The organism is Pseudomonas oryzagri, from assembly GCF_020831405.1.
Classification (GTDB): Bacteria; Pseudomonadota; Gammaproteobacteria; order Pseudomonadales; family Pseudomonadaceae; genus Geopseudomonas; species Geopseudomonas oryzagri.
In genome coordinates this window covers 33,338-48,113 of the sequence record NZ_JAJHPU010000031.1, presented here as the reverse complement: position 1 = coordinate 48,113, position 14,776 = coordinate 33,338, and the positions used below count along the sequence as shown (strand labels likewise).

The following is a 14,776-nucleotide window of genomic DNA, read 5'->3' as shown; positions in this document are numbered from 1 at the left end:
CCGGGCGCGCCGCGGCGCCTCACTCCATGCCCGGCAGCGGCGGCGGCGCTTCGTGCTCGTCCTGGCCGGGCACCTCGGTCAGGGTCGCCTCGGTGAGCAGCAGCACGCTGGCCACCGACACCGCGTTCTCCAGGGCGATACGCACCACCTTGGTGGGGTCGACGATGCCGGCCGCGTACAGGTCGACGTACTGGTTGGTCGCCGCGTCGAAGCCCACCGGGCCGTTCTCGGCGAGGATGCGCGCGACCACCACGCCGGCGTCCACCGCCGAGTTCTCGGCGATGGTGCGGGTCGGCGCCTCCAGGGCGCGACGGAGGATCTGCACGCCGGTGCGCTCGTCGCCGGCGCACTGCTCCTCCAGCGCGGCCAGCGCCGGCACCGCGCGCAGCAGGGCCATGCCGCCGCCGGGCACGATGCCTTCCTCGATGGCCGCGCGGGTCGCGGCGATGGCGTCGTCGAGGGCGTCCTTGCGGGTCTTCATCTCCGCCTCGGTGGGCGCGCCGACACGGATCACCCCGACCCCGCCGGCGAGGCGCGCCAGGCGCTCCTGCAGCTTCTCGCGGTCGTAGTCGCTGGAAGCCGCCTCGATCTGCTTGCGGATCTGCGCGATGCGCGCCTCGATGGCCTCCTTGCGCCCGCCGCCGCCGATCAGCGTGGTGCTCTCCTTGTCGACCACCACGCGCCTGGCGTGGCCGAGCTGGCGCAGCTCGGCCTGCTCCAGGCGCAGGCCCAGTTCGCTGGAGATCACCTGGCCGGCGGTGAGCACGGCGATGTCCTGGAGCAGCTCCTTGCGCCGCTCGCCGAAGCCCGGCGCCTTGACCGCCACCGCGCGCAGGATGCCGCGGATCTGGTTGACGATCAGGGTGGCCAGCGCCTCGCCCTCGATGTCCTCGGCGATGAACAGCAGCGGCCGGCCGCTCTTGGCGATCTGTTCGAGCAGCGGTACCAGCTCCTTGAGCAGGCCGATCTTGTGGTCGCAGAGCAGCAGGAAGGGATCGTCGAGCACCGCCTGCATCTTCTCGGCGTCGGTGATGAAGTAGGGCGAGATGTAGCCGCGATCGAAGCGCATGCCCTCGACCACGTCGACCACCGTCTCGGTGGTCTTCGATTCCTCGACGGTGATCACCCCTTCGCCGCCGACCCGCTCCAAGGCGTCGGCCACCAGCGCGCCGATGGGGTCGTCGTTGTGCGCCGAGATGGCCGCCACTTGGGCCTTCTCCTTGCGCGTCTTGACCGGCCGCGACAGCGCCTTGAGCGACGCCACCGCCGCCTGCAGGCCGCGGTCGAGGCCGCGCTTGAGGTCGATGGCGCTGGCCCCGGCGACCACGTTGCGCACGCCGTCGGCGAGGATCGCGTGGGCCAGCACGGTGGCGGTGCTGGTGCCGTCGCCGACCGCCTCGCCGGTGCGCTCGGCGGCCTGGCGCAGCATCTGCGCGCCGAGGTTCTCCTCGGCGTCCTCCAACTCGACCAGCTTGGCGATGGTCACGCCGTCGTTGCACACCGTCGGCGCGCCCCACTTCCTCTGGATCAGCACCGACTTGGACTTGGGCCCCAGGGTCACGCGGATCGCGTCGGCCAGTTGGGTGGCGCCGCGCAGCACCTTCTCGCGCGCGGCGTTGCGAAATAGCAGCTTGGTGTGGGGCATGGGCGCGGCCCTCCCTCGGGATTCTGCCTGCAGGCTCGACCGGCGGCGGCCTGCGCACCTTGCGCGCAGTCAGGCCGCCGGCATCCTTTCAGCGTAGCGAGGGGCGGGCGGTTGCGCGCGCCTTGACGGATCGTTCACCTCGGCCGGGCGATACTGCGGCCATCCCGGTTCAGGAGGATTCGCCGTGTTGTACAGACTGACAGGTTCGCTCGCCGCCGCCGCCCTGGCGCTGCTGGCCGCCGTGCCGGCGGCGCAGGCCGGCCAGCCGGAAATCTACGGCTGGGTCGAGGAGGGCCGGCTGCTCCCCGAGGGCGTCACGGTGAAGAGCAAGCTCGACACCGGCGCGCTGACCTCCTCGCTGGACGCCAAGGCGCTCGAGCGCTTCGAGAAGAACGGCGAGAAGTGGGTGCGCTTCAAGGTCGAGGTCAAGGACAGCGACACCGGCAAGGCGGTGAGCATGCCCTTCGAGCGCCGCGTCGAGCGCGACATCAAGGTGCGCGGCGCCGGCGGCGCCGAGCGCCGTCCGGTGGTCATGATGCGGATGTGCCTGGGCGACCAGCTGCTCGACGAGCAGTTTTCCCTCAACGACCGCGGCGACATGCTCTACCCGGTGCTGATCGGCCGCCGCACCCTGGAGCACCTCGGCGCGGTGGACGTCTCGCGCACCTTCACCCATAAGCCGAGCTGCGCGGGCGGCAAGGCTCAGAACAAGTAGCGCTGCGCCAGCCAGGTGCCGAGCAGCAGCCAGAGCGCGACGATCAGCACCGCGGCGAGCCGGCTTCGCGGCCGCGCCGCGCCGGCCGCCTCCCAGGCCTGCGCCTGCTGGCGGCACGCCTCGAACACCGGCGCGGGAATCAGGCGCAGCGCCAGCAGGATGCCGAGCGGCAGCAGGATGACGTCGTCCAGGTAGCCGAGCACCGGGATGAAGTCGGGAATCAGGTCGATGGGGCTGAGCGCGTAGGCCACCACAGCGAGGGCGAGCAGCTTGGCCGCCCACGGGGTGTCCGGGTGACGGGCGCAGAACCACAGCACCATCACCTGGCGCTTGAGGCTCCTGGCCCACTGGCGCGTCCTGTCGAGGGCCTTCTTCAGCATCGTGCGGTCGTCCGGGCGGCGGCGGAAGGCCCAGCATAACGGCGCGCCGGCCGTTCAGACATCCACCACCGCCTGCGCCAGCCACTGGCCGTCGGCCTGCCGACACACCTTCAACTCGCAGAACGACACTCCCTTGGCCTCCGCCGCCGGCTGGTGGCGCGCCACGTCCAGCGCCTCGCCCCAGACGGTGGCGTGCAGGCGGCTGCCGTCGATCTGCACCTCGAAGCGCGAAAACAGCTGGTGGCGGGTGGCCATGCGGTAGATCAGCGCGTTCAGCCAGTCGACCAGCAGCAGCTCCGGATCGGGCGCGGCGCAGTCGATCTGTACCGCCTGCCTTGGCGCGACGGTGGCCGGATCGCAGATCGCGGAGGTCAAGGCCAGCGCCGCACCGGCGAACGCCTCCTCCAGCGTGGCGCCGGTGCCGCGCACGCCGATGTCGGCCTCGTGGGGGAAGGTTTGCCAGGGCATGGGAATCATCCGTCAAGAGGCTGTCGATGTGATCAAGGGGCCGCGGCTGCGGTATCCGCCTGCCGCGCCAGAAACGCCTTCACCGCCTTGCGCATGGTCGGGAAGTACAGGGTGTCGTCCGCCGCGAGCGCATGCGTCTTGCGCCATTCCACGATCTCCTGGCGCCGTCCTGCGATGACCAGTTGCACGCCCTTCTGGCGCAAAGCCGTCTTCAGGTCCTCGACCACGAAGTGGCCCGTCACATCCATCTGGGTGATCGGGATGGCATCCACGACCAGCCAGCGCAGACCCTCGCCGGCACGCGCGACGGCGCGCTCCACCTGCTGCTTGAAGTAGTTGGCGTTGAAGAACACCACCGGCGCATTGAAGCGCAGCAGCAACAGGCCGGGCCAGGTGGTCGCCTCGGGATGGTTGGCCAAGGGATGGAATCCCGATATGCCTTCCACCTTGCCCAGCACATCTACCCGGGGCCGCGAGTAGAGTTTGACGAAGCGGATCAGCGACAGGATGACCACCACCAGAATCGCCTGGATGGAGCCCACCCAGATCACGCCAGTAGTGGCCAGCATCGCGAAGGCAAACTCGATTCGGCTGAAGCGGAACAGCACTACCAGGGCACGCAGATCCAGCAGCGAGACCGACGCGATGACCAGCACCGCGCCCAGCGCGGCGACCGGCACGAAGCGCAGGGGTTCGGCGAGAAACACCAGCACGAGGCCGATCGACAGCGCCGCGATGACGCCGGTCAGCTGGGTACGGCCGCCGGCGGCATCGCTCATCGCTGTCCGTGAGTCGGCACCGCTGATGGCGAAACTCTGGGTCAGCGCTGCCGCGATGTTGGCCGCGCCGAGGGCGGCGAATTCGCGGTCGGCGTCGATATCGTAGTGGTTCTTGGCGGCGAAGCTGCGTGCGGTCAGCATCATGCTGGAGAAACTGACCAGCGCCAGCCCCGCCGCCGAAGCCGCCAGTTCGTCGAACAGGTGCAAGGGAACGTGCGGCAGCTGCAGCTCCGGCAGGCCGGCGGGCACCGCGCCGACGACGGCTACACCGTGCTGGTCGAGACCCAGGACAGCGACCACGAGCGTCGCGACGACCAGCGCCACCAGGGCCGCCGGCAGCCGCGGCAACAGGCGCGGCGAAATCAACAGCACGGCAAAGGTGATCAGTCCAACCATCAGGGTCGGCCAGTGATAGTCGGCATGCTGTGCGAGCAGCTGCACCAGCGGCCCCAGCACTCCGGGCGCATCGATGGACACGCCGGCCAGCTTGCCCAGTTGCCCGGTGAGGATGTGCAGGGAAACCCCATTGAGGAAGCCGACCAGGATGGGTTTGGAGAGAAAGTCGGCCAACGCCCCGAGGCGGATGAAGCTCGCCAGAATGCAGAACACGCCGGTCAGCCCGGCGAGGGCGACCGACAGCGACAGATAGAGCCCGGCATCGCCGGCGGCGAGCGGCGCCAGCGCCGAGGCCACCAGCGCGCAGGTGGCGGCGTCCGGGCCGACGATCAGCTGGCGCGAGGTGCCGAACAGGGCATAGACCAGCAGCGGCAGGATGCTGGCATACAGACCGACCACCGGGCTGAAGCCGGCGAGCTGGGCATAGGCGACGCCGACCGGCAGGGCTACCGCGGCCACCGACACGCCGGCGACCAGGTCGCTGGGCAGGTCGCGGGGCCGGTAGGCGAGCAGCGCGGCGAGCCCCGGGGCGATGCGTCCGAGCCAGCGCGAGAGAGGGTTGCGAGGCGTCTTGCCCATGCTGGAACCCTTTGCCAGAGGCCGGAAGTCAGCGGCGCGAAAGGAGCCGACGTTGCTCCAGGAAAGCCTAGGCGGCAATCCGGCGCCAGTCAGCTTGCACACTGGCGAGCGGGATGGCCGGAGCCGCCGAGGACCCGGTCGCCGCGACCTGAGCGCAGCAAATCTCGACAGGGGAGGCCCCGCGCGGGCGGGAGAGGGCGGATGCGGGCGCTGCAGAGCCCCGGCGCCGAACGTGTCCGGCGGCGACCGGCAGGGCGCATCTGCGGCAGCGGCGGGGGCCGCGTTCGACCCGACCGGCGGGGATGAAAGTTTGCTTGCAAACTTGAACAGTCGCCCCTGTCGCCCATACTCCAGAGCGCTTTCGCCGAACCATGGCAACTCTTCCACCCCTTAGAAACCACTCAAACGGAGGTAGCGAGCACAAGGGGGCGCCCCAGGCTGCCATGTTGTCCCTCCCCGCCCCGCGTGGTGGGCGTCTCTCGCTAAGAAATGATGAAACGGATTCCTGGACTTCGTCTCAAGGCAGGCCTGGCATTGCTTTCCCTGCTCGCTTTCACCCCGGCCCACGCGCAATCGCCAGCCGGCAAGCTGCCCGCCTACGGCGCGGCCATTCAACAAACCTCGGTGTCGGGGTTGTCGTCGGGGGCCTTCATGACCTCCCAGCTGTACGTCGCCTTCTCGGACATCATGGTCGGCGCCGGCATCGTCGCCGGCGGGCCGTATTTGTGCGCCAAGTCCTGGGCGGGCAACAGCCTGATGGAAAACGCCACGACCACCTGCATGAACCCGCTGACCGCGCGCAGCGGCCCCAACACGCCGGCGCTGGTCGAGAAGACCAACTGGCTGGCCGAGTACGGCTACATCGCCCCGCTGAGCAACCTCAAGGACGACCGCATCTATCTCTACAGCGGCGCCAGTGACAGAACCGTCACGACCACGGTGGTGAACCAGACCAAGGCGTTCTTCCAGTCCGTCGGCGTGCCCGAAGCCTCGATCAAGTACGAGAAAGGCAAGGCCGGCCACGCCCTGCTCACCAACAACAGCACCGATACCTCCTGCCCGTTGACCAAGCCGCCCTTCATCAACGACTGCGACTTCGAGCAGTCCGGCACCATCCTCAAGCAGATCTATCCGGGCCTGAAACCGCCGGCCGAGCAGTTGAGCAGCCCCATCATCGCCTTCGACCAGTCGGAGTTCCTCGACTCGCCCTACACCAGCATGAGCGATACCGCCTATGCCTATGTCCCCGCCGCGTGCCGCAACGGCACCAGCTGCCGCATCCACGTGGTGTTGCACGGCTGCAAGCAGGGCGCGCAGGTGATCGGCGACAAGTACTACGCGCAGACCGGCTACAACCAGCTGGCCGAGGCCAACGACCTGATCATCCTCTACCCGCAGGTGCAACCTTCCACTTCGACGCCGCTGAACCCCCAGGGCTGCTGGGACTTCTGGGGTTACTCCTCGCCGAACAATCCCACCCCCGACTATTTCACCCGCAATGCCCCCCAGTTGCGCGCCATCCACAAGATGATCGTCCGTCTCTCCGAGCCCAGAACCTGAGCCATTCATTTGCCAAGGGGAAACACCATGACAGCCAATACCGCAGTTACCGAGATCGATCCCAAGCTTGCCGAGGCGCTCAGGCGCTGGAGCGACTACGCGAGCGAAAGCGCCCAGGGCCTGCAGGAGCTGGGCGAAGCCTTCACGCCGGTCAAGGATGCCCTGCAGATCGGCCAGCAGATCGTGACTTCGATGCAGCGCATCAACTGGACGCCGGTCGACAACAACTGGACGAACCCCACGGCCCTGACCGCGGCCTATCGGGATCTGGCGGACATCCAGCTGGCCGCCCTGGACCGCGGGAGCGACTGCTACATCCGCTTCCTGACCACCACCCTGGGCGCTGGCAAGCAGCTCGCCGGAGCCCTGCGCGGCGTCTCGTCGCCCCAGCAGCTGCTGGCCGCCTATCTGGGCTCCAGCCTCGACATCCTCCAGCAGTACCAGGCCGACGCCGAGGAGCAGGCGGCGACGCTCAACCAGATCCAGTCGGCCTGCAATGCCTGGCTGCAAAGGATGCTGGAGGGTGGCGGCGCCCAGGGTCCGGGCCAAGCCGCCGCTTGAATGCCTCGGCAAGGGACGACAGCGCCGGGCAATCCGGCGCTGTGCTCCCGGCGCAACACCGGCGGCCTCCCGAAGTGGGGCCGCCAGCCAGGCTTGCCGCCGCGGCCCGGGTTGGCCACGGGCAAAGGTTCGCCCTCGACCGTCCTCGTCCCCGGGCGAGGGGCCGGAACGCGCCACTCCAATTGTTTAGCGATTGGTAAACCAAGCATTCGAATTGCTGGGTTTTTGCGAAGCGAATCCTGTGCGAACGTGGGCCATCCGCTCCCGCTGCGCCGGGAGCCCAGCTCATCAGGCGCCGGCAGGGCCGGCACACCACATGCACGCAGGAGAGCACGCCCATGTCGCTGGCAGAGCAACTCAAGCTGGATGCCCACTGGATGCCGTTTTCGGCCAACCGCAACTTCCAGCGTGACCCGCGGCTGATCGTCGGCGCCGAAGGCAGCTGGCTGATCGACGACCAGGGCCGCCGCATCTACGACAGCCTGTCCGGCCTGTGGACCTGCGGCGCCGGCCACTCGCGCAAGGAGATCCAGGAGGCGGTGGCCAAACAGCTCGGCACCCTCGATTACTCGCCGGGCTTCCAGTACGGCCATCCGCTGTCGTTCCAGCTGGCCGAGCAGATCGCCGAGCTGACCCCGGGCGAGCTGAACCACGTGTTCTTCACCGGTTCGGGCTCCGAGTGCGCCGACACCGCGATCAAGATGGCGCGCGCCTACTGGCGCCTCAAGGGCCAGCCGCAGAAGACCAAGCTGATCGGCCGCGCCCGCGGCTACCACGGCGTCAACGTCGCCGGCACCGCCCTGGGCGGCATCGGCGGCAACCGCAAGATGTTCGGCCAGCTGATGGACGTCGACCACCTGCCGCACACCCTGCAGCCGGGTCTGGCCTTCACCAAAGGCATGGCGGAGACCGGCGGCGTGGAGCTGGCCAACGAGCTGCTCAAGCTGATCGAGCTGCACGACGCCTCCAACATCGCCGCGGTGATCGTCGAGCCGATGTCCGGCTCGGCCGGCGTCATCGTGCCGCCCACCGGCTACCTGCAGCGCCTGCGCGAGATCTGCGATCAGCACAACATCCTGCTGATCTTCGACGAGGTGATCACCGCCTTCGGCCGCATGGGCAAGTGGACCGGCGCCGAGTACTTCGGGGTGACTCCGGACCTGATGAACGTGGCCAAGCAGATCACCAACGGCGCCATCCCGATGGGCGCGGTGGTCGCCAGCCGGGAGATCTACGACACCTTCATGCACCAGGCCAGCCCCGAGTACGCGGTGGAGTTCACCCACGGCTACACCTACTCGGCGCACCCGGTGGCCTGCGCCGCGGGCCTGGCCAGCCTGGAGCTGCTCAAGCGCGAGAACCTGGTCGAGCAGGCCGCGGAGCTGGCGCCGCACTTCGAGCAGGCGTTGCACGGCCTCAAGGGCGCCAAACATGTCGTCGACATCCGCAACTGCGGCCTGGCCGGCGCCCTGCAGATCGCCCCGCGCGACGGCGACGCCATCGTCCGCCCGTTCGAGGCCGGCATGGCGCTGTGGAAGGCCGGCTTCTACGTGCGCTTCGGCGGCGACACCCTGCAGTTCGGCCCGACCTTCAACGCCAAGCCCGAAGAGCTGGACCGCCTGTTCGATGCGGTCGGCCAGGCCCTCAACGGCGTCGCCTGATCGCTGGCGATCCCGCCACCCCCAATCCCTTTAGCCCCGCCCCCGGCGGCGGGGCTTGTCGAGCCAAGGAAAATAAAATGAGCCTCATCCCCCATCTGATCGACGGCGTACGCACCGCCAGCCAGGGCCGCAGCGCGGACGTATTCAACCCGTCCACCGGCAGCGTCAGCGGCCAGGTCGCCCTCGCCGACCGCGCCACCGTGCAGCTCGCTATCGACGCGGCCAGGGCCGCCTTCCCGGCCTGGCGCAACACCCCGCCGGTCAAGCGCGCCCAGGTGATGTTCCGCTTCAAGCAGCTGCTCGAGCAGCACGAGGCCGAGATCGCGGCGCTGATCAGCGCCGAGCACGGCAAGACCCTCGAGGACGCCGCCGGCGAGCTCAGGCGCGGCATCGAGAACGTCGAGTTCGCCTGCGCCGCCCCGGAAATCCTCAAGGGCGAGTACAACCGCAACGTCGGCCCGAACATCGACGCCTGGAGCGACTTCCAGCCGCTGGGCGTGGTCGCCGGCATCACTCCGTTCAACTTCCCGGCCATGGTGCCGCTGTGGATGTATCCGCTGGCCATCGTCTGCGGCAACTGCTTCATCCTCAAACCCTCCGAGCGCGATCCCAGCTCGACCCTGTTCATCGCCGAGCTGCTGCACCAGGCCGGCCTGCCCAACGGGGTGCTCAACGTGGTGCACGGCGACAAGGAAGCAGTGGACGCGCTGATCGAGGCGCCGGAAGTGAAAGCGCTGAGCTTTGTCGGCTCCACCCCGATCGCCGAGTACATCTACGCCGAGGGCTGCAAGCGCGGCAAGCGCGTGCAGGCCCTGGGCGGGGCGAAGAACCATGCCGTGCTGATGCCCGACGCGGATCTGGACAACGCGGTCAGCGCGCTGATGGGCGCCGCCTACGGCTCCTGCGGTGAGCGCTGCATGGCCATCTCGGTGGCGGTGTGCGTGGGCGACCAGGTCGCCGATGCGCTGATCGACAAGCTGGTGCCGCAGATCAAGAGCCTGAAGATCGGTGCCGGCACCAGCTGCGGCCTGGACATGGGCCCGCTGGTCACCGCCGCCGCGCGCGACCGGGTGGTCGGCTATATCGACGACGGAGTGGCCGCCGGCGCCGAGCTGGTGGTGGACGGGCGCGGCTTCCGCGTGGCCGGGCACGAGGACGGCTACTTCGTCGGCGGCACCCTGTTCGACCGCGTCACCGCGGACATGCGCATCTACCAGGAAGAGATCTTCGGCCCGGTGCTGTGCGTGGTGCGGGTGAACAGCCTGGAGGAGGCCATGGCGCTGATCAACGACCACGAGTACGGCAACGGCACCTGCATCTTCACCCGCGACGGCGAGGCGGCGCGCCTCTTCTGCGACGAGATCGAAGTGGGCATGGTCGGCGTCAACGTGCCGCTGCCGGTGCCGGTGGCCTACCACAGCTTCGGCGGCTGGAAGCGCTCGCTGTTCGGCGACCTGCACGCCTACGGCCCGGACGGCGTGCGCTTCTACACCCGCCGCAAGGCCATCACCCAGCGCTGGCCGCAGCGCGCCACGCACGAAGCGGCGCAGTTCGCTTTCCCGAGCAACGGCTGAGTCCCGCAAACGGGCGGACTGCCGTCCGCCCTGACCATCGGCAACGCCGCATCCCTTCGGGGACGCGGCGTTTTGCCTTGTGCGGCGGGTCGTTGCGTCAAGCCTGCCGCCGCACCGGCGCCCTTTCCCGCTCGCCAACGCGAACGCCCCGCTTCCGGAGGCCGGGAGCGGGGCGTTCGCGAGACTGGGGTCAGGCTCAGGCTGCGGCAGTCTCGAAGACCACGTACACCTTGCGCACCGGCTCCAGCACCTCCAGGGTGCCCTTGAAGCCGGCCGGGACCACCAGGCGGTCGCCGGCGCTTACGGTCTTGGCGTTGCCTTCCTCGTCGCGGAGCACCAGGACGCCCTGCAGGATCTCGATGTATTCGTGCTCGGTGTAGTCGACCTGCCACTGGCCGACCGCGCTCTCCCAGACGCCGGCGCTGAACTTTTCGCACGGGCTGGAGTAGTGATTGCGCAGGCTCTGCTCGGGGTTGCCGGCGACCAGGGTTTCTGGCTCCGGGCTGTAGTGCTCGGCAGGGGTGCTGGCCTGGGCGAAATCGACGATCTGCTGGATGGGCATGTGGGACTCTCTCGGGGAAGATTGAAGGGCGCGCGGAGGGCGGCGGCCCCGCCCCTGGAGGCGGGTCCCGACGCCGCGGGCAGCTTAATCCAGGCGGCTTTCGGCTCGGTATGCCCGGCCCCTGCCGAAGGCGCGCAGCGACTCGTGGCGGTCGTTGCCAGAATGCTCGGCGCCGCCGAGCGGCGCGCTCGGGGCGCACCGTCGCACGGCATGACTCGCCGGCTGACGGCGAGGGGGACGGTCGAAGGGGGCGGTGGAGAGGTCGCCGGCTCCTCCCGCCGCGATCACGGGCGAGTCGCTTGCGGACAGGCTCAGCCCCTGGCCTGCTCGAAGATCACGTACACCTTGCGGCACGGCTCCAGCACTTCCCAGGTGCCGACGAAGCCGGCCGGGATCACGAAGCGGTCGCCGACGCGCACGGTCCGGGCGTTGCCGTCCCGGTCGCGCAGCACCGAGACGCCCTGGAGGATCTCGCAGTACTCGTGCTCGGTGTACTCGATCTTCCACTGGCCGACCGCGCCCTCCCAGACGCCGGCGTTGAACTGGCCGCAGGGGCTGGCGTAGTGGTTGCGCACGCTCTGCTCGGGATTGCCGGCGAGCACCTTCTCCGCGGCCGGGCTGTAGCGCTCGGTCGGGGTGCTGGTCTGGGCGAAGTCGACGATCTGCTGGATGGACATGAGGGCCTCTTGTTCAAGTCGTTGCCGTGGGCTTCAGCGTAGCTTTTCCAGCACCCACCGCCCTGAACGCAGGGGGAGTCGGCTTCCCGCTGGATGGCCGCGCGGGAGCAGGTTGGGGGTGCGCTCCACGGCGGCCAGCACGGGCGGGATGATGACGTTCGTTGCGCCTGTTCCTGGCGCGGCGCTGGCGGCTCAGGCCTGGTTCAGGTACCAGCGCCAGTCCTGCTCGCCGACCTCGCTCATGAACTGGCGGTACTCGGCGCGCTTGACCGCGAGATAAACGCGCAGGAACTCGGCGCCGAAGGCATCGCGCGTCCACTCGGAGCGCTCCAGTGCGTTCAGTGCGCTGAGCCAGTCGGTGGGCAGCAGGGTCTTGGCCTGGGCGTAGCCGTTGCCTTCCACCGGCGCGCCCGGGTCGAGCCGGTCGCGGATGCCGCGGTGCACGCCGGCGAGGATCGCCGCGGCGGCCAGGTAGGGATTGGCGTCGGCGCCGCTGATGCGGTGCTCGACGTGCCGGGTGTAGGCCGGGCCGCCTGGCACGCGCAGGCTGACGGTGCGATTGTCGACGCCCCAGTTCAACGCCAGCGGCGCGTAGCTGTGGGCCTGGAAGCGCCGGTAGGAGTTGGCGTTGGGACAGAACAGCAGCAGCGAGTCGAGCAGGCTGGCGAGCATGCCGCCGACCGCCTGGCGCAGCAGCGGGGTGCCGGCGGCGTCCTCGGCGGCGAACAGGTTGTTGCCGGCGGCGTCGGCCAGGCTGACGTGCATGTGCAGGCCGGTGCCGGCGATTTCGGCGAACGGTTTGGCCATGAAGCAGGCGCGCATGCCGTGGGCGTGGGCGACGCCCTTGACCAGGCGCTTGTAGCGCACCGCCTGGTCCATGGCCTCCAGCGCCGGGCCGTGCTCCAGGGTGATCTCCACCTGGCCGGGGGCGTACTCGGAGATCGCCGTGCGCGCCGGGATGCCCTGCGCCTTGCAGGCGGCGTAGAGGTCGGCGAGGAACGGCTCGATCTGCTCCAGCTCGCGCAGGCCGTAGACCTGGGTCTGGATCGGCCGGCCGCCGTCGGTGTCCAGCGCCGGTTGCGGGCGGCCATGGGCGTCGGGGCGTTCGTCGAGCAGGTAGAACTCCAGTTCGCAGGCCATCACCGGGTGCAGGCCGTCGGCGACTAGGCGGTCGATGGTGCGGATCAGCAGGTGGCGCGGGTCGGCGACGCTGGCCGGCAGGCCTTCCTGCGGATGCATGCTGACCTGCAGCGCGCCGGTCGGCAGCTTGCGCCAGGGCAGGCGCACCAGGCTGCCGGCCAGCGGGTAGGCGCGGCAGTCGACGTCGCCGACGTCCCAGACCAGGCCGCTGTCCTCCACGTCCTCGCCGGCCAGGCTGAGGCCGAGGATGGTGCTGGGCAGCGGGCGGCCGCTGCGGTACACGGCGAGCAGCTCCTCGCGGTGCAGCAGCTTGCCGCGCGGCACGCCGTTGGCGTCGAGGATGAACAGCTCGAAGAGGTCGATGTCGGGGTTGCTGGCCAGGAAATCCTGGGCTTCCTGTTCGTGGGCGAAGTGCATGGTCGTTCTCGTCTGCGCCGGGGCGCATGGGGTCCTCCCGCCGGGCGGGTGGAGGCATTCATCGATGTGCCGCGCGTGGCGGCGTCAGTGATCGGCGATAAAGCGGCGACGGGAAGCGGGAGGCCGGGCGTGGCGGCAGTGCCAGAGCGCCCAGAAGGCGAGAATCGCGTTGAGACAGGGATTGAGCCACGCGGCGACGAACCCCGCCCGGGGCCGCAGGGTGGCGGCGAAATTGGGCGGGCTGGTACGCGGCATGGTCAGGGACATGAGCTGGCTGATGGACCGGGATCAATTGAATCTAGGTGGGTTCGGACGGGCCTGCAATAGCGCCTGTGCACCTTGTGGCACGGCCTGCCGGGGTTTGCACCACAGCCGGCGTCGGCCGGCGATGGCGCGGCCTTGCCGAGTGGCGCGCGCCTCGCCCGCGCCGGCGGGGCGCAGGCTATGCTGGGCGCAGGGCGGCCGTGCCCTGCCGGCCGCTCTGCGCCCCGGTGCCCGGAACCTTGCGCCGGCGGGCGGTCGAATGGGCAGGGACGATCCCTTTTCCGGAGAGAGCAAGGATATGTTCAAGTCGCGATCCGCCATTGTGCTGTTCACCGGCCTGGTTCTGGCGGCCGGTTCCCCGGCCCTGCTGGCCGAGCCGAAGGACAAGGATGGTCACCCGCAGCAGGCGCACGAGGGCAAGGGTGGCCAGGGCCAGAAGGGCGCCCCGCAGGGGCAGAAGCCGCCATCCGCCGGCAAGCCGAGTGGCGGGCAGTCCTACCATGACGGTCGCGGCGACTTCGCGGTCGACCACGACCGCATCCGCGTGACCATCGGCGACAGCCGCAGCTACTGGGGGCCGGAGCCGGCGCTGCCGCCGGGCATCCGCAAGAACCTGCAGCGCGGCAAGCCGCTGCCGCCGGGGATCGCCAAGAAGCACCTGGACAGCCGGCTGGTCAGCCGGTTGCCCCACTACGAGGGCTACGAGTGGCTGCGGGTGGGCACCGACCTGGTGCAGGTGTCGATCTCCAGCGGCCTGATCAACAACGTGCTCAACGACATGTTCAACTGAGGCGGTCAGTCCGTCGCCAAGGCCGGGGTCGCGAGACGCGGGCCTTTTCGTTTGCCGCGCCGCGGCGATGGGCGCCTGCGCGGGGACGCGGCAGCCACACGGCCATCGCTGCCCGGGCCGCGCAGGCGCGAGCCGGTTGGCTACCCTGCATTCAGGGGGGGGCTGGAGAAGCGGCATGAAGGGACAACCATTCATCAAGCGCGTGGGCTTCGCCCTGCACGGCCTGCAGCTGGCGGTGAGGCGCGAGGGCAGCTTCCGCATCCATCTGCTGGCCGCGGCGCTGGTCCTGCTGGTGCTGCTGGCGACGCGGCCGGGGCCGCTGTGGTGGGCGCTGCTGACCCTGGCGGTGGGTCTGGTGCTGGTTGCCGAGCTGGTCAACAGCGCGCTGGAGGCGCTCAGCGACCACGTGCATCCCGAGGAGCATCCGGAAATCGGCGCGGCCAAGGACATCGCCGCCGGCGCGGTGCTGGTCGCCAGTGGTATCGCCGTGGTGGTGGGGCTGGCTTATGCGCTGGACTGGCTGGCCGGGTGAGAGCCGGACAAAAAGACGCCGGCGCGAGGCCGGCGGGAGCACAGAAACAGGGGCTTGGGGCGGGCCGAGGAACGGG

General features: G+C 69.5%; 15 protein-coding genes. 7 read left to right on the top strand and 8 right to left on the bottom strand.

The window, feature by feature from the left end:
* Positions 1-19 precede the first annotated feature (19 nt).
* Positions 20-1,645, bottom strand: a complete 1,626-nt coding sequence (gene groL, locus LMJ29_RS10790) for a chaperonin GroEL (RefSeq protein WP_229605522.1) — start codon at positions 1,643-1,645, stop codon at positions 20-22.
* 184 nt (positions 1,646-1,829) lie between these two features.
* On the opposite strand from groL, the gene rloA3 reads away from it, so the two are divergent.
* Positions 1,830-2,360 carry a retropepsin-like aspartic peptidase RloA3 gene (gene rloA3, locus LMJ29_RS10785; RefSeq protein WP_377655898.1) on the top strand — a complete coding sequence of 177 codons (531 nt, stop codon included), beginning with the start codon at positions 1,830-1,832 and terminating at the stop codon, positions 2,358-2,360.
* On the opposite strand, the gene LMJ29_RS10780 is transcribed toward rloA3, so the two are convergent.
* From LMJ29_RS10780 to LMJ29_RS10770, 3 genes are read right to left on the bottom strand one after another with little or no spacing between them, the layout of a single operon-like run.
* Positions 2,348-2,740 carry a YkvA family protein gene (locus LMJ29_RS10780; protein ID WP_229605521.1) on the bottom strand — a complete coding sequence of 131 codons (393 nt, stop codon included), beginning with the start codon at positions 2,738-2,740 and terminating at the stop codon, positions 2,348-2,350. The two genes, rloA3 and LMJ29_RS10780, sit on opposite strands and share 13 nt — an antisense overlap.
* A gap of 54 nt (positions 2,741-2,794) precedes the next feature.
* Entirely contained in the window at positions 2,795-3,208 is a 414-nt protein-coding gene (locus LMJ29_RS10775) for an archease (RefSeq protein ID WP_229605520.1), read from the bottom strand.
* Between the two features lie 32 nt (positions 3,209-3,240).
* Entirely contained in the window at positions 3,241-5,064 is a 1,824-nt protein-coding gene (locus LMJ29_RS10770) for a SulP family inorganic anion transporter (protein WP_229605519.1), read from the bottom strand.
* 432 nt (positions 5,065-5,496) lie between these two features.
* On the opposite strand from LMJ29_RS10770, the gene LMJ29_RS10765 reads away from it, so the two are divergent.
* The 4 genes from LMJ29_RS10765 (at position 5,497) to LMJ29_RS10750 (ending at position 10,318) form a co-directional block, all read left to right on the top strand.
* Positions 5,497-6,522 carry an extracellular catalytic domain type 2 short-chain-length polyhydroxyalkanoate depolymerase gene (locus LMJ29_RS10765; protein WP_454824035.1) on the top strand — a complete coding sequence of 342 codons (1,026 nt, stop codon included), beginning with the start codon at positions 5,497-5,499 and terminating at the stop codon, positions 6,520-6,522.
* A 27-nt stretch (positions 6,523-6,549) separates the two neighbouring features.
* Positions 6,550-7,083, top strand: a complete 534-nt coding sequence (locus tag LMJ29_RS10760; protein WP_229605517.1) for a hypothetical protein — start codon at positions 6,550-6,552, stop codon at positions 7,081-7,083.
* 338 nt (positions 7,084-7,421) lie between these two features.
* Positions 7,422-8,744, top strand: a complete 1,323-nt coding sequence (locus LMJ29_RS10755) for an aspartate aminotransferase family protein (RefSeq protein WP_229605516.1) — start codon at positions 7,422-7,424, stop codon at positions 8,742-8,744.
* A 77-nt stretch (positions 8,745-8,821) separates the two neighbouring features.
* On the top strand, positions 8,822-10,318 hold the full coding sequence (locus LMJ29_RS10750; RefSeq protein WP_229605515.1) for a CoA-acylating methylmalonate-semialdehyde dehydrogenase: 1,497 nt from the start codon (positions 8,822-8,824) through the stop codon (positions 10,316-10,318).
* A 196-nt stretch (positions 10,319-10,514) separates the two neighbouring features.
* Here the strand turns inward: LMJ29_RS10750 and LMJ29_RS10745 are convergent, their stop codons facing one another.
* The 4 genes from LMJ29_RS10745 to LMJ29_RS10730 form a co-directional block, all read right to left on the bottom strand.
* Positions 10,515-10,880 (bottom strand): cupin domain-containing protein, encoded by a 366-nt coding sequence (locus LMJ29_RS10745; protein WP_229605514.1) that lies wholly within the window; start codon positions 10,878-10,880, stop codon positions 10,515-10,517.
* A gap of 311 nt (positions 10,881-11,191) precedes the next feature.
* Positions 11,192-11,557, bottom strand: coding sequence for a cupin domain-containing protein (locus LMJ29_RS10740; protein ID WP_229605513.1), 366 nt, complete (start codon positions 11,555-11,557; stop codon positions 11,192-11,194).
* A gap of 192 nt (positions 11,558-11,749) precedes the next feature.
* Positions 11,750-13,114 (bottom strand): glutamine synthetase family protein, encoded by a 1,365-nt coding sequence (locus tag LMJ29_RS10735; protein WP_229605512.1) that lies wholly within the window; start codon positions 13,112-13,114, stop codon positions 11,750-11,752.
* A gap of 84 nt (positions 13,115-13,198) precedes the next feature.
* Positions 13,199-13,381, bottom strand: coding sequence for a hypothetical protein (locus LMJ29_RS10730; protein ID WP_229605511.1), 183 nt, complete (start codon positions 13,379-13,381; stop codon positions 13,199-13,201).
* A 295-nt stretch (positions 13,382-13,676) separates the two neighbouring features.
* Here LMJ29_RS10730 and LMJ29_RS10725 point away from each other — a divergent pair, with 295 nt between their 5' ends.
* Positions 13,677-14,168, top strand: a complete 492-nt coding sequence (locus LMJ29_RS10725; RefSeq protein ID WP_229605510.1) for an anti-virulence regulator CigR family protein — start codon at positions 13,677-13,679, stop codon at positions 14,166-14,168.
* A gap of 175 nt (positions 14,169-14,343) precedes the next feature.
* Positions 14,344-14,700 (top strand): diacylglycerol kinase, encoded by a 357-nt coding sequence (locus LMJ29_RS10720; RefSeq protein ID WP_229605509.1) that lies wholly within the window; start codon positions 14,344-14,346, stop codon positions 14,698-14,700.
* The last annotated feature ends 76 nt before the right edge of the window (positions 14,701-14,776 follow it).

Coding starts and splice junctions, on each gene's coding strand:
- LMJ29_RS10720 (WP_229605509.1), top strand. CDS start 14,344: ATGAAGGGACAACCATTCATCAAGCGCGTGGGCTTCGCCCTGCACGGC.
- LMJ29_RS10755 (WP_229605516.1), top strand. CDS start 7,422: ATGTCGCTGGCAGAGCAACTCAAGCTGGATGCCCACTGGATGCCGTTT.
- LMJ29_RS10725 (WP_229605510.1), top strand. CDS start 13,677: ATGTTCAAGTCGCGATCCGCCATTGTGCTGTTCACCGGCCTGGTTCTG.
- LMJ29_RS10745 (WP_229605514.1), bottom strand. CDS start 10,880: ATGCCCATCCAGCAGATCGTCGATTTCGCCCAGGCCAGCACCCCTGCC.
- LMJ29_RS10740 (WP_229605513.1), bottom strand. CDS start 11,557: ATGTCCATCCAGCAGATCGTCGACTTCGCCCAGACCAGCACCCCGACC.
- LMJ29_RS10780 (WP_229605521.1), bottom strand. CDS start 2,740: ATGCTGAAGAAGGCCCTCGACAGGACGCGCCAGTGGGCCAGGAGCCTC.
- LMJ29_RS10760 (WP_229605517.1), top strand. CDS start 6,550: ATGACAGCCAATACCGCAGTTACCGAGATCGATCCCAAGCTTGCCGAG.
- LMJ29_RS10750 (WP_229605515.1), top strand. CDS start 8,822: ATGAGCCTCATCCCCCATCTGATCGACGGCGTACGCACCGCCAGCCAG.
- LMJ29_RS10730 (WP_229605511.1), bottom strand. CDS start 13,381: ATGTCCCTGACCATGCCGCGTACCAGCCCGCCCAATTTCGCCGCCACC.
- LMJ29_RS10775 (WP_229605520.1), bottom strand. CDS start 3,208: ATGCCCTGGCAAACCTTCCCCCACGAGGCCGACATCGGCGTGCGCGGC.
- LMJ29_RS10735 (WP_229605512.1), bottom strand. CDS start 13,114: ATGCACTTCGCCCACGAACAGGAAGCCCAGGATTTCCTGGCCAGCAAC.
- groL (WP_229605522.1), bottom strand. CDS start 1,645: ATGCCCCACACCAAGCTGCTATTTCGCAACGCCGCGCGCGAGAAGGTG.